Origin of the sequence: Corynebacterium sp. HMSC078H07 (assembly GCF_001812805.1) — a bacterium.
Lineage (GTDB): Bacteria > Actinomycetota > Actinomycetes > Mycobacteriales > Mycobacteriaceae > Corynebacterium.
This window is the reverse complement of sequence record NZ_KV810517.1, coordinates 58,249-77,087: the sequence shown is the minus strand read 5'-3', so window position 1 is coordinate 77,087 and position 18,839 is coordinate 58,249. Positions and strand designations below refer to the sequence as shown.

At 64.6% G+C, this 18,839-nt stretch carries 16 protein-coding genes and 1 tRNA gene; 7 read left to right on the top strand and 10 right to left on the bottom strand.

Features of this window, described 5'->3' with window-relative positions:
* Positions 1-21: 21 nt before the first annotated feature.
* A complete protein-coding gene (locus HMPREF2875_RS11570; RefSeq protein WP_070673313.1) occupies positions 22-777 on the bottom strand; it encodes a class I SAM-dependent methyltransferase in 756 nt (251 codons plus the stop codon).
* Positions 778-801: 24 nt separating this feature from the next.
* On the opposite strand from HMPREF2875_RS11570, the gene HMPREF2875_RS11565 reads away from it, so the two are divergent.
* The gene (locus HMPREF2875_RS11565) at positions 802-1,893 is read left to right on the top strand and encodes a glycosyltransferase family 4 protein (protein ID WP_070673311.1); all 1,092 of its coding nucleotides are present in this window, start codon (positions 802-804) and stop codon (positions 1,891-1,893) included.
* Here the strand turns inward: HMPREF2875_RS11565 and HMPREF2875_RS11560 are convergent.
* Both HMPREF2875_RS11560 and HMPREF2875_RS11555 read right to left on the bottom strand, forming a co-directional pair.
* On the bottom strand, positions 1,817-3,322 hold the full coding sequence (locus HMPREF2875_RS11560; RefSeq protein ID WP_210388197.1) for an MmpA family trehalose lipid delivery protein: 1,506 nt from the start codon (positions 3,320-3,322) through the stop codon (positions 1,817-1,819). The two genes, HMPREF2875_RS11565 and HMPREF2875_RS11560, sit on opposite strands and share 77 nt — an antisense overlap.
* Positions 3,323-3,333: 11 nt before the next feature.
* On the bottom strand, positions 3,334-4,305 hold the full coding sequence (locus tag HMPREF2875_RS11555; RefSeq protein WP_070673309.1) for a PorA family protein: 972 nt from the start codon (positions 4,303-4,305) through the stop codon (positions 3,334-3,336).
* Positions 4,306-4,358: 53 nt separating this feature from the next.
* On the opposite strand from HMPREF2875_RS11555, the gene HMPREF2875_RS11550 reads away from it, so the two are divergent.
* Positions 4,359-5,531, top strand: coding sequence for an acyltransferase family protein (locus HMPREF2875_RS11550; protein WP_070673306.1), 1,173 nt, complete (start codon positions 4,359-4,361; stop codon positions 5,529-5,531).
* Positions 5,532-5,811: 280 nt separating this feature from the next.
* Here HMPREF2875_RS11550 and HMPREF2875_RS11545 read toward each other — a convergent pair whose 3' ends face one another.
* Genes HMPREF2875_RS11545 through HMPREF2875_RS11535 form a run of 3 tightly spaced genes read right to left on the bottom strand, consistent with a single transcriptional unit; the run spans position 5,812 to position 9,781 of the window.
* A complete protein-coding gene (locus HMPREF2875_RS11545) occupies positions 5,812-9,078 on the bottom strand; it encodes an alpha-(1->3)-arabinofuranosyltransferase domain-containing protein (RefSeq protein ID WP_070673304.1) in 3,267 nt (1,088 codons plus the stop codon).
* Positions 9,079-9,080: 2 nt separating this feature from the next.
* Positions 9,081-9,278: a DUF2613 domain-containing protein gene (locus HMPREF2875_RS11540; protein WP_039672548.1), complete on the bottom strand. Its 198-nt coding sequence runs from the start codon at positions 9,276-9,278 to the stop codon at positions 9,081-9,083.
* 11 nt (positions 9,279-9,289) lie between these two features.
* Positions 9,290-9,781 (bottom strand): universal stress protein, encoded by a 492-nt coding sequence (locus HMPREF2875_RS11535; protein WP_070673302.1) that lies wholly within the window; start codon positions 9,779-9,781, stop codon positions 9,290-9,292.
* Positions 9,782-9,839: 58 nt separating this feature from the next.
* On the opposite strand from HMPREF2875_RS11535, the gene HMPREF2875_RS11530 reads away from it, so the two are divergent.
* From HMPREF2875_RS11530 to HMPREF2875_RS11520, 3 genes are read left to right on the top strand one after another with little or no spacing between them, the layout of a single operon-like run.
* Complete coding sequence (locus HMPREF2875_RS11530) at positions 9,840-10,931, top strand: glycoside hydrolase family 3 N-terminal domain-containing protein (RefSeq protein ID WP_070673300.1); 1,092 nt, start codon at positions 9,840-9,842, stop codon at positions 10,929-10,931.
* A gap of 34 nt (positions 10,932-10,965) precedes the next feature.
* Positions 10,966-12,669, top strand: a complete 1,704-nt coding sequence (locus HMPREF2875_RS11525) for a VanW family protein (RefSeq protein ID WP_371327572.1) — start codon at positions 10,966-10,968, stop codon at positions 12,667-12,669.
* A 3-nt stretch (positions 12,670-12,672) separates the two neighbouring features.
* Positions 12,673-14,445, top strand: a complete 1,773-nt coding sequence (locus HMPREF2875_RS11520) for an ABC transporter ATP-binding protein (protein WP_070673299.1) — start codon at positions 12,673-12,675, stop codon at positions 14,443-14,445.
* On the opposite strand, the gene HMPREF2875_RS11515 is transcribed toward HMPREF2875_RS11520, so the two are convergent.
* The 3 genes from HMPREF2875_RS11515 to HMPREF2875_RS11505 all read right to left on the bottom strand — a co-directional run bounded on the left by HMPREF2875_RS11515 (position 14,446) and on the right by HMPREF2875_RS11505 (position 15,496).
* Positions 14,446-15,132 carry a hypothetical protein gene (locus tag HMPREF2875_RS11515; RefSeq protein WP_070673298.1) on the bottom strand — a complete coding sequence of 229 codons (687 nt, stop codon included), beginning with the start codon at positions 15,130-15,132 and terminating at the stop codon, positions 14,446-14,448. It lies immediately after the preceding gene.
* 9 nt (positions 15,133-15,141) lie between these two features.
* Entirely contained in the window at positions 15,142-15,330 is a 189-nt protein-coding gene (locus HMPREF2875_RS11510; protein WP_070673297.1) for a hypothetical protein, read from the bottom strand.
* Positions 15,331-15,422: 92 nt separating this feature from the next.
* Positions 15,423-15,496, bottom strand: a tRNA-Gly gene (locus HMPREF2875_RS11505).
* 105 nt (positions 15,497-15,601) lie between these two features.
* Here HMPREF2875_RS11505 and dcd point away from each other — a divergent pair.
* Positions 15,602-16,174 (top strand): dCTP deaminase, encoded by a 573-nt coding sequence (dcd, locus tag HMPREF2875_RS11500; protein WP_070673296.1) that lies wholly within the window; start codon positions 15,602-15,604, stop codon positions 16,172-16,174.
* 54 nt (positions 16,175-16,228) lie between these two features.
* Complete coding sequence (locus tag HMPREF2875_RS11495) at positions 16,229-17,575, top strand: UDP-glucose dehydrogenase family protein (protein ID WP_070673295.1); 1,347 nt, start codon at positions 16,229-16,231, stop codon at positions 17,573-17,575.
* Here the strand turns inward: HMPREF2875_RS11495 and HMPREF2875_RS11490 are convergent.
* On the bottom strand, positions 17,505-18,731 hold the full coding sequence (locus HMPREF2875_RS11490; RefSeq protein WP_070673293.1) for a YibE/F family protein: 1,227 nt from the start codon (positions 18,729-18,731) through the stop codon (positions 17,505-17,507). The genes HMPREF2875_RS11495 and HMPREF2875_RS11490 overlap by 71 nt on opposite strands.
* Positions 18,732-18,839 lie beyond the last annotated feature (108 nt).

The window sequence follows — 18,839 nt, the reverse complement described above, 5'->3', positions numbered from 1 at the left end:
GCATTCGGCGTTTTACGGGGGTTAAGCGCGCAAGACGAGGGCCAGGTTGGAGGTGAGGAACTCGCGCACAACCGGTACTTTGGTCACCCACCATGCCCACCACGGGTGGTACCGCGGGAAGGCGGCGACGAGCTGCGAGCCTTGCGACGTCACGCCCCGCGCCCAGTCCAAGCCCTCACGAGCGGAGAGCGCGAAGAGTGAGGTGCCGAAGACGTTCTTCGGCGGGTGGCCATGGCGGCGGGTATAGCGGTCGCGGGCGAACTCGCCTCCCACGTAGTGCTCCCACAGGCCGGTCTCGTGCCCGCCGAAAGGCCCCAGCCACACTGTGTAGCTGAGGATCACCAGCCCGCCGGGCTTGGTCACGCGCAGCATCTCCTCGCCCATGTCCCACGGGTTCGGGATGTGCTCGGCTACGTTGGAGGAATACGTGATGTCGAAGGTGTCATCTGCAAAGGGCAGGCGCGTGCCATCGCCGCGTATGGCTTGGGCCACTTCGATGCCAGCGGCGGCCATCTCGCCCACGTCGGGCTCCAGCCCCACATAGCTGGCCCCGCGCTGGGCAAAGGCGGAAGCGAAATAGCCGGGCCCGCCCCCGACGTCGAGCACGCGCGCGCCGGTGAGGGGGAGGGAGAGGTCGTGGCAGAGGGCGTCGATAAGCGCGGCGGTGTCCTCAGCCAAACCACCATAAAAGATGGCGGGCGCTGTCTGCTCGAAGCGGAAAGAGCGCAGCAGCCGCCAAGAGCGGCGCAGGGTGGCCAAGCTACGGGTGCGTTTCATAACCCACTAGGCTAGTTCCTCGACATGAAAATCCTTCTACTCTGTTGGCGCGATTCCACCCACCCGCAAGGCGGTGGCTCGGAGCGCTACCTCGAGCGCGTCGGCGAGTACCTCGCTGCCCAAGGCCACGAGGTGGTCTTTCGTACTGCGCGCCACATGAACGCCGCGAAGCGCGAGCGCCGCAACGGTGTGCTGTATTCGCGCGCCGGCGCCAAGTTCAGCGTCTACCCGCGCGCGTTGTTGGCGATGTTGTTCGGCGCGCCCGGTATGCGCGGCTTTGATGTCGTGGTGGATACCCACAACGGCATCCCCTTTTTCGCGCGCCTGGCTACTCGTGCGCCCGTGGTGATCCTGACGCACCACTGTCACCGCGAGCAGTGGCCGGTGGCCGGCCCTGTCCTGGCGCGGCTGGGCTGGTTCCTGGAATCCCGCGTGGTGCCAAGGCTCTACCGTGAGAACACGTGGGTGACGGTCTCGGAGGCCTCGAAGCGCGACCTGGAGAAGCTAGGGATCCACGGTGCGCGCATCATTGAGAACGGCCTTGACCCTCTGCCGGAGCACGTGCCTACCCTGGAGCGCGAGGCTGAGATCCACCTGGTGACGCTGTCGCGCCTCGTGCCGCACAAGCAGATTGAGCACGCCATGGACACCGTGGCTAGGATTCCGGGCGCGCTTCTCGACGTCATCGGTTCCGGCTGGTGGGAATCCCAACTGCGCGAGTACGCCCGGGCCCACGGGGTGGAGGACCGCGTGCGCTTCCGCGGTCAGGTCACCGAGGACTATAAACATGCGTTGCTCGCGCGTGCCGACGTCCACCTCATGCCGTCTCGCAAAGAGGGCTGGGGACTGGCAGTCATGGAGGCAGCCCAACATGGGGTTCCCACGGTAGGGTACGCGTTTGGCCTGCAAGACAGCGTTATCGACGGTGAGACTGGTGTGCTGGTGCAGCGTGAGGAAGAGTTCGCCTCAGCGGTGCGCATGCTTGTCGACGACCCCCTTCTCCGCACCCGTCTCGGCCAGGCTGCCCGCGAATTGGCGGCTACTTTTTCGTGGGAGAAAACCGGCGCGCGTTTCGAAGAGTTGCTAGAAGCGGAAGTGCGCACCATGCGACGCTAAGCCCCCACGGTACGGGTGCCGGTTGTGCGTTCGTGGTGGCAACGATGCGGCCGTCCTCGACTACTGCGCCCACGCCGAGTTCCTCCAACCGGGCGAGGTCGCGCGTGGTCCAGGCTTCGGCGGCCGCCAGGTAGCGCGGAGATGGCTCATCCACGGTCACGCCGTCGACGGTGAGCTTGCCGGAGTCGAGCTTGTTCGCCGCCTTGGAGTAGGGGTCGAGGGCAATGCCGTCGTCGAGCGGCACCATGGCGGGGCGGTCGGCGAAGAAGGTGAGCCGCCCGTCGAGTTCCTCGACGAGCTGGCGGTCGATGCCCGTTTCGCGCGGCTTCAACACGACGAGCTCCCGCGGGGCATCAGGGGCTTGGATCAGGCAGGCGCATAGTGCGAGCGCGGCCGGTAGGTGGCGCAGGGCCCCGATTCCCGCGACGGCCAGCGGCAAAGCCAGAAGAGTGAGCTTGGAGGAATCGCGCAGCAAACCCGCACCGGGGATGTGCTCGATGGCGAAGGCAGTGACCCCAGGCGCCAGCGCGCCGAGGATGGCCAGGCCCATGCCAAGTACTGCCAGGGCCGCAAGGGGGCGCAGCTCGCGCCGAGGAAGGCGAGTGGCGCCCAAGACGGCGAGGACGACGACCGCTAGTCCCGCCACGGCGAAGCCGTTCTCACGGGAAGCCGGCACGGCGGCGGCATTCCAGATGCCGCCGAAACCGAGAAGCGAGCCGACCGTGCCCACGTAGGCTTCTGCGCGCGGGGCGAAGGCCGCGGCCTGGGCGGCGGGGTCCCCAAAGGCGGCTGGATGTCCAGCCACGAGGCTTGGAACCAACCACGGCAGCCACAACAACACCGAGCCGCCCGCAAAGAGCCACCTTCTTCGCCCTTCGCGCTCACAGACAACCGCGATGAGTCCCCCGAAGAGCCCGCCGGTGGGCGTCAAGGACGCAGCCCACAGCGCCAGCCACGCTAGACGGGGGCGACCTTGCAGACAGCCCCACGCGATCACGGGTGCTAACCATGCAGCCACCACCAGGGACCATTGGCCCTGCAGGAGGCGCTCAATGACGAAGGGGTTGGCCACGGCACACGCCATCGCCGCGGATGCGGCCCACGGGCCAGACGTGCGTGCCCACCGGCACGCTACCCACGCCGAGGCACTCGCGGCAGCAAGGATGAAAACTCGAGCCAGCCACGCACCGCCGAAAAGAGCGAGCACGCCATCTTGCGGGGCATTGCGCGCAGGCAGGTCGCCGGCACCGAAGGCAGAGGCGCTCAAAGCTGGCCGGTCAAGCAGGACCATATCGCGCCACACGAATTCACCCGGCAGCAGAAACGGCCAGCACACCGCAAGCACAAGCACTCCACCCCAGAGCCCAAGGGCCCACTTCACTGCCCGAGAACTGGAGGTCGCAAGAGCAGATCGCTGCGAGGAGGACACGGCAGACGCCCTTAAGCGTTCTGGCTACGGCCACGCATGAACATCGCGGCCGCTACCGCCAACAACACCACGCCGATGGCCTTGCCCAGCCAGCCGACGATACCCAAGACCTTCACCGTGTCGATCACCCGGCGCACCGAGTCGAGGTGCTCGGTGAGGGTGTCAGGGGACCAGGTGAGGGGGACGTCGAGAAGCGCACGCTCCTTAGTGTCATCGGCGTCGACCATAGCCTGGGCCTGGGTGGCGTCGGTTGCCCAGAAGATGCGGGGGTGCTGCTCCTCCTTCACGATGGTGCCCGTGGTGGGCTCCACCCACACCGTGCGGCTCACCGCGTAGAAGGGCTCAAGGATGACGTGCGAAGCCGGCTTCAGGTGGTAGCGCTCCAGGGACTCCGGCGAGTAGAAATCGCCCGCGGGGCCGGCGCGGTGGGCATCAAAACCAAAGACCTGGAGAAGTGAGACCGGCGCGACGTCCTGGTGGAAGACGTAGGTGGGGATGCCGTCGAGCTTTTCATCGCGAAGGAAATCGATGGGCTTAGCGCTTTGCGTCAGGGGATCGAAAAAGGGATAGGACCGCTGCTCCGCGCCGGCGGGGAAGAAGTAGCTCATGCCATCGCGCTCGATCTCGTTGTCCACCTGCAGGTCAAAAGCCGGGATCTCGATGTGCTGCGTCGTGTTGGGGCCGGCGACCGGATAGGTGGATTCGCGGTTAAGCAGGGAATCCTCGGTGATGTGCACGACGGTCTCGCCATCGACGGTGAGGTCCATGGTGGACTGTGTGCGTGCCACCGCATCCTTGTCCACAGGTGTGGTTGCGGTGTGCCGGGTCAACGCGGCGCCGTCTTGTTCCGCGCGGACTTCGAAGGTCAGGTCCGTGGCTAGGGGCCTCGACTGGTTGTTGTACAGCGGCGGCAGGATGGACCCGAGGATGAGGAAGACCGCGGCGGCAATCGTCACCTGCGCTAGGCGCGAGCGAAGGAACACGTCAGCTCCGATCGGTCGAGGGATGTACTGCAAAAATAGTATCGTAGTGGGCCATGCGCTTTCTCCCTGAGCTCGAAGGCGTGCGTGCGCTGGCCGCATTGGCGGTCGTGGTCACGCACGTGTCCTTCCAGACGGCTACCGGCTGGGCCTGGGCCGAGCGCTTGGACTACGGCGTGGCGGTCTTCTTCGTGCTCAGTGGGTTCTTGCTGTGGCGCCGGCGGCACGCGCATACGGCACGGCAGTATGCGCTCTCCCGTGTGGCGCGCTTGGCGCCTCTGTATCTGGTGTGCGTGGTGGCGGTACTCGCCTTGCTTCCCGACGCCTCCCCCTTAACCCTCCCTCAACTCCTCACCAACCTGACCGGCACGCAGCTGTATATCGCCGATGGGCTGGTGCCTGGGCTGACGCAATTGTGGTCGTTGAGCGTGGAGTTCGCCTTCTACGCGGTGTTGCCTCTGTTGGTGTGGATGTTGGATAAGCTCTCGGCACGCCCGCGGGTGGTGCTTATTGCTGGTGTTGGCGTGCTGAGTCTGTTCTGGGGTTTCCTGCCGTTTGTGGCCGGATATGAATCTGGCGATGTCAATACGCAGATTTGGCCACCGGCGTATTTCTCGTGGTTCGCGGTGGGAATGCTGGCTGCGGAGGCTGAATCGGCCGGTGTGCGCGTACGCGCTGGACGTATTGTGCGTGCCGTCTGCTGGGCGGTGGCCGCGGGGTGTGTGTGGCTGGCTAGCCGCGAGTGGTTCGGGCCGCAGGGCTTGGTCCACCCGGAGCCTGGCGAGTTCGCGCGCCGCATCGCGGTGGGCGCAGTGTGCGGGGCCTGCATCGTGGTGCCGGTGGCGCTGGCGCCCCGTGAGAGCTGGCTTTCCTCCGAGTGGATGCGCGCACTGGGCCGCTGGTCGTATGGGGTTTTCATGTGGCACGTGGCGGTGCTGGCCATCGCTTTTCCGCTTTTAGGCGTGTCGGCCTTCTCCGGTTCTGCCTGGGATTTCGCGGTGGTGCTGGTCTTTACAGTGGTGGTCAGTTGCGTGCTGTCTGCTGCGACCTACGCGTTTGTCGAGGTCCCCGGCCGCGACCTCATCCGCTCCCTTGCCCGCGGCCGCATCGCCGTCCCGCGCTCCCTGCCCCGCCAGGCAGATAGCTCTGCCGGCTCCGCTTCCCATTCCGCCACCGTGGGGTCCGCATCCCTTGCCAGCGCCGCTGGCTCGACTGATTTTGCTTCCTAACTAGCCTTCTTGGCCTCGCCTCCGAGTTCGCAGCAGGCATCTGACAAAAGGCATCTTGTACAAGGCATCAGTCAAAAGGCGTCTTTGCTCCTAAAAACGCCATTTGCCCCTTCTAGATGGCGTTTTTAGCGCTGAAGATGCCGTCTGTGGGATGCCTTCTGTGGGGAGCCCTTTGAGAGGCGCTTTGCTCGGAGCACCATGCGTAGCGGGTCCGCGTCGAAACCAGCGGCCCCAAAGGAAGCAGCAGGGGCGGACAGCTATGTACAGCGCGGCTGCGTCCCTAAGAGGCGCGGCGGGGTGGGAGGCAAGCACACGTGATAGCCGCGACGCAGAGCAGCTGGACCAGCAGCGAGTCACCGGCGTAGCCCTCCGAGGGCCAGGGTGCGCGGGCGAGCATCGCGCCCGCGGCCAAGGTGAGCGCGCCCGCCAAGTAGTCGGAGCGCAGCGTGGTCCAGCGCGTGATGGCCCACGCCGCGGCAGCGGCGGCCACACCGGGCATACCCGCGACGAGCGCCATCGTTGCCGCGACGAGTAGTGCCAGAAGGACACGCGCCGAGAGAGACGAGTGGGCAACACGGGCGGGCGAGGCCGTTTCGGAAGCCGCGGAGGTTGCCAGGAGGGCAGCATCGGCGACTGGGCCGGTTGCGGCTGAATCGTGTGCTGCGTTTGTCGCGGATGAGGCAGGGGCAGTGGCTTGGGAACGGAGGCCGCGGGCCATGACGAGCAGGCACAGCGCGGTAGTCAGCGCGGCGAGCGCGCCGCCGAAGCCGAGGCCCACGCGGTAGGCGCAGTCAGCAACAAAAGTCATGTGGAAGATGCCGCTAGCGCCAGCAGGGATGAGGAAGGCCTGAGTGTCGGCATCGATGGAGCGCGGCTTGAGGGCTAGAGGTTCCGAGCTGGAGGCTGGCGCGGAATCTTGTGCCGAGCCCGGGGCTGAGCTGGGGGAGCGGAGCTCGCCGCGCAGGCCCTCGTTGAAGGCGCGGCCGGTGACAAGGAGGCGGTCGTGGTCGGCGGGCTCGATGGGGGAACCAGCAGCGAGCGGGGCATAGCCGTGGTCCGCGCCGGATGCGGCGGCCGAGTCGGCGGCGGAACCGGATAGGTCAGGAGACGAGGCAGACAGGGGCGCGGGCAAGGAGGACGCGGTATTTGTCAGGGCCGCCCAATCGCCGGTGGTGCGCACGAGGTGTTGTCCGGCGGACAGGTCGAAGGTGGAGCCGGGGGAGTGGGGGGAGCCGTCGATAAGCACGGGCTTCTCACCCAACACACGCACGGTCATATCGCGCGGGGAAGTAAAGGAGCGGATGAGGATGCGTTCGTTGTCCTGCTGGAAGAGGAACTGCTCGGCATCCGGTGAAGTATCGGGCACGGTGACGAGGCGGCGCGGGGAGGGTTGATCCACGATGGAGGCCTCGGCAATTCCGGTGCGGCGTTGCGGCTCGATGCGGATAGTGGAGGCATGCGCGCCGGGCACGCGAATATCGCGGGCGCGGAAGGCCTCCATGGTGACAGTCACCTTGGAAGCGCCGTTGTGGATGGTCACCTCAGTCGTGCCGGTGGTCATCAGCCGCAGCTTCGGCGAGGTCCACGTGGAATCGGAGTGCAGCTCCAGCCAGCCGGAATCGCCAGGCGCTGGCCACCAAGCGGTGGAGTTCTCGCCGTCGACGGCCGCGGTAAGAGAACGCGCCGGGTTCGCCCCGCCGAAGGCAGAAGCATCCGCGGCAGATGACGACGCGGTGACGCGGCCATCGTGTTCTACCACCTGGGTCAGCGGGCCGGCGGAGGGATAGTCGCGCAGGCGATTGCGCACGGAGGTGGGGTCATCAGGGGCCAGCGGCGCGGAAACCGGTCCGGAAAGCGTTCCGTAGTTGCGGTCACGCAAGGTGGGCGTATCGGTGACGATGTCCGCGTTAGCAGAGACGAGCTCGTGGGGGCCGGAAAGGAGTGCCAGCGATTCCCCGCCGCCCGCCACGCGCGGCGGATCCGCAGGTGCCAGGTTCATGGAGAGGTCGGGGTCGAAAACCACGACGTCGACCTCCCCGAAGGTGTGGACCTCGCCCGGAATGTGCACCGAAGAACCAGAGATGAGGTCGTGGCGCACGGCGACGGCGCCGATGCCGAGGCGCTGCAACACTAAAGGCGCGGACGCGGGGTCGCGGGAAATCTGTGCCATCGCCCCGTCCAAGCCACGGATGGCTTCGGGCGGGATGAGGGGGATGGCGTCGCGGACGGCCCAGGGGACGTCGAGAAGCGGCTGCGCCGGTTCATCTCGCGTCCAGCCCCAGTCCTGCCGGGCAAAGGAGGCCGGCGGGTAGATGAGCACGCGCGTATCTAGGCTGTTCATGAAAGAGGCGGCCTCGTGCCAATAGGCCGGGACCTCCTCGTACGCCCCCTTGGGCAACAGCCGGCCTGCCCACGCCGGGGCGGTCGCCCCCATCACCACGAGGCACACCAGAAGGCCCGCTGCTTGACGACGCCCCAGGGACAACGTCCGCGGCAACCTCACGCGGGCGGCAATCGCGGCCACTCCCAGCACCAGCGGGATGCGCACCAGCGGGTCGAACTTGTGCACGTTGCGCAGCGCGGCCAGCGGGCCATCGAGCGCATCGAGATACCATGCGGCATGCGTGCCGAGCACGGCCACGCCCACCAGCAGCATGAAACTCCACACGCGCGGCAGGCGGGACAACCCCACAAGACCCAGGGCGGCCACACCGGCCGTGAACAGCACGAAGACCGGCTCGGTGGCCAGCTCATTACCGGCGATGCGCTCGGTATCCACAAAGGGCGCCCAACTGGTGGTGCCGCGCAGGATTTCCGCCAGGTTAAGCCAGCGCGTGGTCACCCCGGCGGACTCGATGAACTCGGTAAAGGGCGGGGCATAGCGGCCCAGGATGAACAGCGGGATAATCCACCATGCGGACACCGCGGCGCAGCCGGCCAGCCAGGCAAGACCGGTTTTGCCCGCGCGCCGCCACAGCAAGATCAAGCCCGCCGGAAGGCAAGCGGCGAGTGTGGCCGTGGCGTTGACCGCGCCCATGCACGCCACCGCCACCACCGAGGGTGCGGCGTCCCGCCAGCAAAGCCGGCCCAGCCGCAGGAAGGGCAGCAGTACCCAGGGGGCCAGCATGACCGGCCAGGTCTCCGAGGAAATCGCGCCTAAAGTCGTCAGCGTGCGCGGCGAGAGCGCAAAGAGCAACCCGCCCATAAGCGCGGCATAACCCGGCGCAGCGGGAAGCACCGTGCGGACGAGGCGGAAGAAACCCAGAAAGCCCACGGACAAGACCAGGAACCACCAGGCGCGCTGCGCTATCCAATCCGGCAGCGGGTCCGCCAGAAGGAAGAACAAGCCCTGCGGGAAGAGGAAGCCATATGCCTGGTTCTGCAGCTGGCCCAGCGTGAAAGTATCGGTATAAGCATGCAGCGCACCAGCTAGAAAGCCCGCGGGGTTGGCCACCAGATCATGTTTGGTATCGGCGGCGGTGAGCCCCCATGGCTGCACCAAGACCACGAGGGCTAGAAAGAAAAGCCCCCCGCTGCGTGCGCGCACGTTTACTCGCGCGAGCCGTACTCCGGCCCGCCCATCACGGCGTCGGAGGCCTTGACAGAATTATCGCTCGGCACGGCGTCTGCCTGCGAGAACTGGGCAATACCCAGGATGGTCACGACTCCCAACGCCACGCCAACAACAGCACTGCCCAGGGCGGGGCCCAGGGTGCGCTTGTTGAGGGAGTCGCTATCGAATGCCATGGCGCCAGATTCTAGCAGTCCTCGTCCTCGTCGTCGTTCTCCGGCGGCACGATAAAGACTGGCAGGCCCGCATTGCGCACGATGTACTCTGCCGTCGAGTTCGTCCACAGTGAGCGGAAGCCGGTCAGCGCGCGGGTGCCGGTGACGATGACGTCGACGTTGAGTTCCTGGGCGGCGTCGACAATCGCGCTCTGAATCGACGTCACCGACTCCACCAGGTGGGCATGTCCGCGCAGGCCCAGGGATTCCGCCTTGGCGATTCCCCGGCGGCAAATCGCCACGGCTTCCTCATAAGCAGGGTCCTCCTCCACGCTGTCCGGCGAGATCGTGGACTGGTGCAGGCCAGTGCGGCTGACCGCACGTGCGGCCTGGCGCGCGGAGGTTTCCCACGCGGTGAGAATTTCGACGTCGGTTGGGCGCAGCAGGTTCGCGGCGTATTCGAGGGCGCGGTCGGCGCGGTCGGAGCCGTCGTAGGCGATTAGCAGGGTCTCTCCGTTGCTCATGTGACCATCCTAACAACCGGGTGTTGCCCGCGCGGCGCCTTCAGGCACACTGGTGGGTATGAGAAAAGCAATGCCCGCCCTCCTGTTGAGTACCGCGTGCGCCCTCAGTGCGTGCGGTTCGGAGCCTGTGCTTTCCGACGTCCCGACAACGCCCACCCCAACTTCGTCCGCCGCCCCAAGCGCTGCGGACGGGGCCAACGAGGCCGGTACAACCGAGGCTGAGACAACCGAGGCCGAGGCGCCCGAGGACGTGCGCGCCCGTGCGGCAGCGAAGCTCATGCCACCGGCACTGAACTATGAGGATGCGCGCGCGAAGCTGGACGCAGGTGTGGGCGGGCTGTTCATCCCGAGCTGGGCCGACCCGGAACTACTCAGCGATGGTCCGCGGGGAATCAACGCCCTGCGCGAGGAGGTGGGCCGCGACTTCGAGGTGTCCATCGATTTCGAGGGCGGCCGCGTCCAGCGCTTTTCTGAGATTTTGGGCGACTATCCTTCGCCGCAGGCCATGGCGGAGGGCCATACCCCAGAAGAAGTGGAGCAAATGGCCACCGAGATTGGGCACAGCCTGCGCGCGCACGGCGTGACGGTGGACTTTGCTCCAGTACTTGATGTGGATGGCGGAGGCCTGGAGGTGGTGGGGGACCGCGCCTTCTCCACCGACCCAGAGACCGCCGGCGACTATGGCGCGGCTTTTGCCCGCGGGCTACAGTCAGCAGGTGTTAAGGCCGTGTTCAAGCATTTCCCCGGACATGGGCGTGCCTCCGGGGATACTCACCTGGGTGAGGCCGTTACCCCGCCCCTGGAAGAACTGCATGGCCACGAGTTCGTGCCCTTTCACACAGCTCTTCCGCAAGCCCCGGAAGCAGCACTCATGATGGGCCACCTCGTGGTCCCCGGCCTGGGTGAAGAACCTGCTTCCCTTAACCCGCGCGCCTACCAGCTAGCCCGCGAAGAACTTGGCTTCGAAGGCGCCATTTATACCGATGACCTGGGAGGAATGGCCTCCATTTCGGAGAACTTCAGCGTGCCGGAAGCCGTGGCCGCCGCCCTCGCCGCAGGTGCTGACATGCCGCTGTGGTCCACCGATGACGACATTGACGCGGTGATTGATGCGGCGGTGGAAGTAGTGGCACAGCAGGATGCCGACTAGGAAAAACTAGCTGGCAGACGTTAATCTCATACACGTGAAAAAGGCAATCGGACACAGCCAATACCGACGCGACCGCAACCGTCGGGGACTCAAGGTCACCCTCGGCGTGCTCGTCGGCCTCGTGCTCATCGCCGGCGTCGCCTACGCGTGGGATGTCATGGCTAATCAGCACAAAGTGCCGCGCGCGACGTCAGTGGGCGGCGTGGACATCTCCCGCATGGAGCGCACCGCCGCGGTAGAAAAGCTGGAAAGTGAACTCGGTGACGTGGCCACCCGGCCCGTCATCGTGCGCGCAGACGAAAAGGCCTCCGAGCTCATCCCGCAGGATTCGGGGCTGAGCCTGAACTACCAGAAGGCTGTCGACGGCATCCCGGATGCCTCGCTCAATCCTTTTGCCCGCCTCTACAGCTTCATCAAACCTACCGAGGAAATCCCAGTCGCCGTCGATGTCGATGATGCCCAGCTCGACGGCGCGCTGGATCGCGTAGGCGAAGAGCTTGCGATCGAGCCGGAGGACGGAAACCTCGAGCTTGTCGACGGCTCCCTCAAAGAGACCAAACCCGTACTCGGCCAGGCGGTGGAGAAAGAGGTGTTGAGGGGGGACGTCGAGAAGCACTGGCTCGACCCCGACGGCGTGGAGGTCACGCCCATGGTGGTGGAACCACAGATCAACGCTGCGGCGATTGAGGCCATGCGCACCGGTGATGCCGCCCGCGCGCTGGATAATCCGCTCACTCTGAAAGGCGAGAACAACACCGCCGGCACCCTGCGCAAGCCGGAGATTTCCCAGTTCGTTTCCATCGCAGCCGAGGACGGTGAGCTGCACCTCAAGGTAGACAAGGACCGCGCGCGCGAGCTTTTCCAAGAGCGTATGCAAGGCTCCGAGGTGCCCGGCACCAACGCCAAGATTTCCTTCAGCGGCAACGACAAGCAGATCACGCCCTCAGTGGATGGCTCCGTCATCGATTGGGAGAAGACCCTCGACGGTTTCGAAGACCGCGTGAGCAGCGAAGATGACCGCGAGTGGGATGCCGACTACAAGCCGGACCCCGCGGATTTCACCACCGAGATGGCGGAGAAGGCCACCTTCGATGACACCGTGTCGGAGTTCTCCACCGGTGGCTTCTCCGGGGCCTCCGGCACTAACATCCGGCTGGTGGCCCAGCAGGTCAACGGTGCCGTGGTCAACCCAGGCGAGACTTTCTCCCTCAACGGCTACACCGGCCCGCGCGGCACTGCGCAGGGCTACGTGGAATCCGGCATCATCATCGACGGCCACGCGGGCAAGGCCGTGGGCGGCGGCATCTCCCAGTTCGCCACCACCTTGTACAACGCCGCGTACTTCGCCGGCATGGAGGATGTGGCGCATACCCCGCACTCCTATTACATTTCCCGCTACCCGGCCGGCCGAGAGGCTACCGTGTACGAAGGCGCGATTGACCTGCAGTTCAAGAACACCTCGAACCACCCGGTGCGCATCGAAACCAGCTTCGGCAGCGACATCACCGTGCGCTTCAAAGGCGTGAAGACAGTTGAGGTCGAGTCCATCAACAACGGCCGCTGGGCCAAGACCGAGCCGCAGCGCAAGTCGGTGAGCGAGGATTGCTCGCCGTCGTCTGGCGCGCCCGGCTTCACCACCTCCGATACCCGCGTGATCAAGGACCTCTCCGGCAAGGAGATCTCCCGGGAGACCACCACCACGGTCTATGACCCGCAGCCTATCGTCACCTGCGGTTAAATCATGACGCGGCCGATGCATACCGCGGTGAAGGACCCCGCGGACGTCGATCAGCTGGCCCAGCACCCGGTTGCCTTCCGCCGCGTGGCCGGCCTGTTTGCCCCGCACCGCGGCACGCTGCTGCTGGTGCTTGTGCTCATCGTGGCGACCTCGGGGCTTACGGTGGTGCAGCCGTTCCTCGTGCGCCGCACCGTGGATGAGGCCATTCCGAACCACGACACCGCGCTGCTTTTGTGGCTTGTCGGCGGCATGCTCGCCATCACCGTGGTCTCTCAGGCAATCGGCGTTATCCAGTCCTTTTTATCCGCGCGGGTGGGACACACCATCATGCACGAGCTGCGAACGCAGGTCTTTGCCAACCTGCAGCGCCAATCGCTGCAGTTCTTCACCAACAACCGCGGCGGTGAAATCCAATCGCGCTTGACCAATGACATCGCGGCGATGCGCGGCATGGTGACTACCACCGCGACGTCCGTGGCCAGCAACCTCACCATGACGGTGGCCACGCTGGTGGCGATGGTGGCCCTCTCACCGACGTTGTCGCTGCTGTCCTTGCTGGTGTTGCCTCCTGCCGTGTGGCTCACGCGTCGCGCCGCCGTTCTGCGCCGCAGCCTCATGGAGAAAAACAGCCAAGCCCAGGCGGAACTCCAACAGACCATTTCGGAGAACCTGTCCGTTTCCGGCATGCGCCTGGCCACCACGTTGGGCGCGCAGGATCGGGTCTATTCGAGCTTTTCGGCCACCTCGCGCTCCCTCATCCGCTTGGAGCTCGAGTCCCAATTAGCCGGGCGCTGGCGCATGGCGCTGACCCAAATCATCTTTGGCGTTATGCCGGCCCTGATTTATCTCGTTGCCGGCCTGCGCCCGGGGATTACGATTGGCACGCTCATCGCCTTTTCCACCCTGCAGACCCAAATCTTCCGCCCGATTACCGGCCTGCTCAACGTCGGCGCGCAGTGGGTGGCGTCCATGGCGCTGTTCAGCCGCATCTTCGAGTACCTGGACTTGGAGCCCGAGCTCACGGAAGCCACCGAGCCCGCCCAGCTTGCCGACGCCTCCCTCACCCTCCACCACGTCTCCTACCGCTACCCCGGCACGGACACCGACGCGCTTTCCGACGTCTTCCTCACCATCCCCGCCCACACCACCACCGCGCTTGTGGGGCATACCGGTTCCGGCAAGTCCACCGTCGCTGCACTTATGGCGCGCTTGGCTGACCCGACCTCCGGCTTCGTGCTTTTGGGTGGTGTCGACCTACGCGATATTCCACCTGAGCAGCGCGCGGAGGTCATCGGCGGAGTTTCCCAAGAGACTTACCTCATCCACGGCTCGGTGCGCGAGAACCTGCTCTTCGCACAACCCGATGCCACGGAGGAGGACATGTGGAAGGCCCTTAATGCGGCACACGTGGCCGACGTGGTCAAAGAGCTTCCCGACGGCCTCGATACCCTCGTGGGCTCGCGCGGCTACCGCTTCTCCGGTGGTGAGCAACAGCGCCTCTCCCTGGCCCGCACGCTGCTGCGCCGCCCGCAGGTCCTCATCCTCGATGAGGCCACCTCCGCCCTCGACAACGAAACCGAGCGCGCCATCCAGGAAGCGGTGTTTGGTGCGGATGCTACCCGCCTAGTCATCGCCCACCGCCTGTCCACGATTTACGACGCCGACCAGATCATCGTCCTCGACGCCGGCCGCGTGGTCGAGCGCGGCACTCACACCGAGCTCCTCGCCCGCGAGGGCGCCTACGCCGCGCTCCTTCGCGCCGCCTCCGACGCCTAGTTACCATTCGGCAAGGTTTGCTTTCGGGCTATTTCCAGCCTCATCTGGGATGGTATGGCCGAGTTCTCGGAGAACGTCGATGGCCAACTGTGGGTTGGAACGAATGATTGCCTTCTTTTGCGAGTTACGGAATTCTTCTCGCCCCATCAGCACGCGCTGTTCCCAACCATCGAGAGCTGCAACGCCAAACTCCCGAATCACAAGTTCGACTACATCTTCCAAGCACACGCGGAAGCGGTGACCTCCCATAGGGAAGTGGATATCTTGTTGCTGGAAAGCCTTGTCTTTCTGCCCAGTTGAAGCCAGTAAAAGTCCAAGAGCAACGGAGTCGGAATGAAAATGGAAATGGGAAACAGGTTTATTAAGTGCGTCCCGTTCGTATTCAAAGCGGACGATAGGAGGCCGCTTTTTCGATTGGCGATAACAAATCTTAAAGCTGCTTGATGCTACAGCCAGATACTCGCCTGAGCTGTTCTCGCACATTGCGTAAGATGCTTCGAGCAATGCGGGTTTAGCATTTGAGGTTTGTGCCTGCAGTGGTTTCGACAGCTGAAAACTGAACCTCTTGAGTTCAGAGTTAAAAGCCTCGCCAGTGATGACGGTTTGTCCGGGCAGGCAATCATCCAAAAGCTTTGTGGCTCTGGAAGCGAACGTGTTAGCTAATTCAGCTAGACGGTCTGCATCCATATCTCCGAGCTAATCTCCAATAACGAATGAGAGGGCTTCGTAGCGGTTGAGAATGTCCTCGTCCGCAATGGTGATTTCGTCGATAGCGCGCAACGCGTAAAGCTCATCAATAGTGCGCGGGCTCAAATCCTGAAGGAGCTGTGCGCGTTCCAAGCAGAGTTCGGCGGTAGTGCGTGGGGTAAAAATAGGTGCGGACACGGTGACTCCTTTCCTCGTGGCTCTAAGCATAGACGCAACAGCGGACACGTGCGGTGGAGCTAAGAAAACCCAGCCTGAGCTGGGTAAACAAGTGGAGCCGACGACGGGAATCGAACCCGCGCCAGCAGCTTGGGAAGCTGCAGTTCTACCATTAAACTACGTCGGCACAATGCAGGTTATGCACTCATGAAAGCTTAGCACCGCCATAGCGCGCGCCCGCAAATGGCCCTGTAGGAGGGGAGTGGGGTCGTGGCCGCGTAGACTGATAGCCGTGCTTCTTTCAGATCGTGACATTCGTGCCGCCATCGCCTCTGAAGGTCCTGATGCTTTGAGCATCGAGCCTTACGACGCCGAGATGGTCCAGCCGTCCTCCATCGACGTGCGCCTCGACAAGTTCTTCCGTGTGTTCAATAACTCGCGCTATACGCATATTGACCCGAAGGAAGAGATGCCGGACCTCACCAGCGAGGTGGAGGTCGCGGACGGCGATGCTTTCGTCCTGCACCCGGGCGAGTTCGTGCTCGGCGCCACCTTGGAAAAGTTCACCCTGCCGGCCAACCTAGCGGGCCGCTTGGAAGGCAAGTCCTCCCTGGGCCGCCTGGGGCTACTCACGCACTCCACGGCGGGTTTTATTGACCCGGGTTTTTCCGGCCACATCACCTTGGAGTTGTCCAACACTGCGAACCTGCCCATTACCCTGTGGCCGGGGATGAAGGTGGGGCAGCTGGCCATCTTTAAGATGTCCTCGCCGGCGGAAGCACCGTACGGTTCCGGCGTGCTCGGCTCGAAGTACCAGGGCCAGCGTGGGCCGACGCCGTCGAAGTCCTATCTGAACTTCCGTTAAACAATCCGCATCTCGCCGGGCGAGCCGGCATTACAGCGCGTAAAATAGCCGGTTATGCGTATGACTGTTATTGGTACCGGCTACCTAGGTGCGACACACGCCGCCTGTATGGCGGAGCTTGGCCACGAGGTACTCGGCGTAGATGTTGATGAAAACAAGATTGAGGCTCTAAAAAACAGCCGCGTGCCGTTTTACGAGCCTGGCCTGCCGGAGGTCCTCGAGCGCAACATCGAGGCTGGCCGCCTGGACTTCTCCACCAGCTATGACGACGCCGCCGAGTTCGCGAACGTGCACTTCCTCGGCGTCGGCACGCCGCAGGCTCACGGTTCCTATGCCGCGGACCTGACCTACGTGAAGTCCGTCATCACGGAGCTCGTGCCGCGGCTGAAGGGTGAGCACATCATCTTCGGCAAGTCCACCGTCCCGGTGGGCACCGCGGCGGATCTCCAGCAGATGGCCAATGAGCTTGCCTCAGAGGGCACCACCGTGGAAATCGCCTGGAACCCGGAGTTCCTGCGCGAGGGCTACGCGGTCAAGGACACCATCACCCCAGACCGCATAGTTCTCGGCGTCGGCGAGGCAGGACTCGCCGACGGTGAGAGTCGAGCCGAAGAGGTCGCCCGCGAAGTTTACGCTCAGCCGCTGGCGCAGAACACCCCGTTCATCGTCACGGACCTGCAGACCGCCGAGCTGGTCAAGGTTTCCGCCAACGCCTTCCTGGCTACCAAGATCTCCTTCATCAACGCCGTGTCTGAAATCTGCGAGATTGCCGGCGCGGACGTCGTCAAGCTTGCGGACGCCATCGGTCACGACGAGCGCATCGGCCGCAAGTTCCTCGGCGCTGGCCTAGGCTTCGGCGGCGGCTGCCTGCCCAAGGACATCCGCGCATTCATGGCGCGTGCTGGCGAGCTCGGCGCGGACCAAGCGCTGACCTTCCTGCGCGAGGTCGACGCCATTAACATGCGCCGCCGCGACCGCGTCGTGGACCTGGCTAAGCAGGCCTTCGACGGCTCTCTCCTAGGACACCGCGTGACCGTCCTGGGCGCTGCCTTCAAGCCGAACTCCGACGACGTCCGCGATTCGCCGGCGCTGTCCGTCGCAGGTTCGCTCTCCCTCGCCGGCGCTGCCGTGACGGTCTTCGACCCGCAGGGCATGGAGAACGCCAAGAAGGTGTTCCCGACCCTCAACTACGCGCCGACTGCCGACGCCGCCCTCAAGGACTCCGAGCTCGTCATCCTGGCCACCGAGTGGCAGGAGTTCCGCGATTTGGACCCGGCCGTCGCCGGCGAGCTTGTTGCCCGCCGCCACATCATTGACGGCCGGAATGTGCTCAACGTCGATGCTTGGCGTGCCGCCGGCTGGACTGTCGACGCCCTGGGGCGCGTCCTTCCGGCATCGTAAACGCCGCAATTGCCGTGGTCAGTGGCACCGCTAGGGTCAAGGCCATGGCACCGAGTAGCGAGCGCATGACCTCCGTCGCCACGAGGTCGCTGGAGAGAATCTGACCCGCTGGGCGCTGCGCCGCCGCAATAAGAATGAGCAGCGGCAGCGTGGCACCGGTGTAGGTCAGCACGATGGTGTAGACCATGGACGCGATGTGGTCGCGTCCCACCTTCATTGCTGATGCAAACAGCTTTCCGGGGCCCGCCGAAGGGTCGGCGGCGTGCAGCTCCCGCACGGTCGAGGCCTGCGCCACCGCGATGTCGTTAAGGCTGCCCAGTGCGCCCACAATGAACCCGCACAACAGCACGCCGACGACGGGCACCCCGGGCATATAGAGCAGTAACTTGAGGTTGTCTTCCGAGCTGGCGCCGGTCAACGCCGTGCTGCTTATCGACGCCCACCCCAGCGCCCCCGCAACCCCCAACGCCACCAAGACGCCACCCAGCGCTGAGGCGGATTTCCAATTCACTCCGTGGACGAGTGGTACGACGAGGAAGATGATCGCGGCGCAGGCCACCATCGCCAGCGGCAGCGGCGCGTGCCCTTCCACCAGCGAAGGCACGAGATAAAACAGGACGATAGCCAGGCTAATCCCCAAACCCACCAGCGCACGCAGGCCATGCCACGCGGCAAAGCCCACGATGATGAGTGCTGAGATGATGGCCCACAACGCGAGGTTTCCGCCGCGTCGATAGTCGGCGAAGGCATATGTTCCGTCAGCCGAGCGCGACAGCATCACCTCATCGCCGGGGTTCAGTGTCGGGTCGCCCGCCACCCCATAAAACACGAGCTGCGTTAAGCGGCCTTGGTCGTCGCCGGACGTGAGGTCAAGGAGAACGCGCGTGCAGGACGTGTCATCGCCTGAGGCGGGGATAAGCGGTGCCTCGTCGAAGGCTTTGCCTGTGTGCGGGTCGCTGCATAAGTGGTTATCCACAGTCGTGACCGTACCTTCAACTTGCGGCTGGTTGAGAGCGTACGTCGACGCGAAGTCGGGGCTGGTGTGCTCCATTAGTGCACTGGTGGGGCGGAGTATAAGCAGGCCAGCCACCGTTGCGAGCGCTGCCACTGCCAAGAATCCGAGAAGTCCCGTCCGCCAAGGGCTTAGGCTAGTCATGCCTACTATTGTGAACGATTGTCATGAGAATGAAAACTTATGCTGACGCGGTCAACAAGTTGTCCACAGGCTTTTTCTTGAACCATTGTGCACTCTCGTGGCACCCAA

Excerpts from the sequence above, each read along its gene's own strand:
- HMPREF2875_RS11570 (WP_070673313.1), bottom strand. The coding sequence starts at position 777 with ATGAAACGCACCCGTAGCTTGGCCACCCTGCGCCGCTCTTGGCGGCTG.
- HMPREF2875_RS11565 (WP_070673311.1), top strand. The coding sequence starts at position 802 with ATGAAAATCCTTCTACTCTGTTGGCGCGATTCCACCCACCCGCAAGGC.
- HMPREF2875_RS11550 (WP_070673306.1), top strand. The coding sequence starts at position 4,359 with ATGCGCTTTCTCCCTGAGCTCGAAGGCGTGCGTGCGCTGGCCGCATTG.
- HMPREF2875_RS11540 (WP_039672548.1), bottom strand. The coding sequence starts at position 9,278 with ATGGCATTCGATAGCGACTCCCTCAACAAGCGCACCCTGGGCCCCGCC.
- HMPREF2875_RS11535 (WP_070673302.1), bottom strand. The coding sequence starts at position 9,781 with ATGAGCAACGGAGAGACCCTGCTAATCGCCTACGACGGCTCCGACCGC.
- HMPREF2875_RS11530 (WP_070673300.1), top strand. The coding sequence starts at position 9,840 with ATGAGAAAAGCAATGCCCGCCCTCCTGTTGAGTACCGCGTGCGCCCTC.
- HMPREF2875_RS11520 (WP_070673299.1), top strand. The coding sequence starts at position 12,673 with ATGACGCGGCCGATGCATACCGCGGTGAAGGACCCCGCGGACGTCGAT.
- HMPREF2875_RS11515 (WP_070673298.1), bottom strand. The coding sequence starts at position 15,132 with ATGGATGCAGACCGTCTAGCTGAATTAGCTAACACGTTCGCTTCCAGA.
- HMPREF2875_RS11495 (WP_070673295.1), top strand. The coding sequence starts at position 16,229 with ATGCGTATGACTGTTATTGGTACCGGCTACCTAGGTGCGACACACGCC.
- HMPREF2875_RS11490 (WP_070673293.1), bottom strand. The coding sequence starts at position 18,731 with ATGACTAGCCTAAGCCCTTGGCGGACGGGACTTCTCGGATTCTTGGCA.